This is a genomic window from Halomonas sp. B23F22_20 (genome assembly GCF_043496985.1).
Taxonomy (GTDB): domain Bacteria; phylum Pseudomonadota; class Gammaproteobacteria; order Pseudomonadales; family Halomonadaceae; genus Halomonas.
Genome location: NZ_JBIEKH010000067.1, coordinates 1 through 949, shown reverse-complemented (window position 1 = coordinate 949; position 949 = coordinate 1). Strand labels below are relative to the sequence as shown.

Here is a 949-nt window from a genome sequence, read left to right as displayed (position 1 = left end):
TAATACTCTTCGATATAATATTCCGCCTCGGCCTGCAGGTCGGTGCGACTCTGCTTCTCCAAACGACGGAGCCACTCTTCCTTCAACTGGGCAAAGAAGCTCTCGGAGCAGGCATTATCCCAACAATTGCCGCGACGGGACATGCTCAACGTGATGTCTCGCTTCGTCAGCCACCGCATCACGTCCTCGCTGCGATACTGCGCTCCTTGATCGGAGTGGAACAGCATGCCCTTGCGGGTGGGCTGACGTGCCTTCCACGCCTCGCTCAGCGCCCGCTTGACCAGGCGGCTGTCGTTGACGGCTCCCCCGGCCCAGCCCACGATGCGTCGGGAATACAGGTCCATGACGATGGCCAGGTACCACCAGCCCTCCTGGCAACGCATCTGAGTGATGTCCGAGACCCAGACCCGGTTGGGCGCGGTCACGTGGAACTCACGGTTCAGCAGGTTGGGTAGCGCCGGCAGCCCGGACTTGGGGCGCCGATAGCCGGGCCTCAAGGCCCGCACCGAGCGATAGCCAGCGCGCTGCAGCAGGCGCTGCACGCGATTCTGGCTGCAGGCAAAGCCCGCATGCACGGCCGCCTGCCAGAGCTTGCGATAGCCGGGGACACCCGTCTGCCGACCCGCTTCGGCCAGCAGGAAGCGCACCAGGCGCTCGTTCTCCGTTGCCTGCGGCGACGGTCGGCGACCGAGCCAGCGATAGAAGCCCGCCTTGGACACGTCGAGCACTCCGCACATCAAGGCGACCGTCCAGCGGCGGGAGCGGTAGCACTTGATGAAGGCGAACTTCACTTCGGGTCTTTGGCGAAGTACTCGTTGGCCTTTTTTAGCACTTCCACTTCCAGCTCGGCCCGCTCGAGACGCTTTTTGAGCTGTCGGTTTTCGCGCTCCAGCTCACGCTGGCTCTTGTGGGGACCCGTATTGGGCACTCTCTTGGGCTGTTGGTCGTC

At 63.4% G+C, this 949-nt stretch carries 1 protein-coding gene; it reads right to left on the bottom strand.

What is annotated here, in order from left to right; all coding sequences use genetic code 11:
• The coding region (locus ACGTN6_RS20580) for an IS3 family transposase (protein WP_394594917.1) at positions 1-791 on the bottom strand (791 nt) is incomplete at its 3' end.
• Positions 792-949 lie beyond the last annotated feature (158 nt).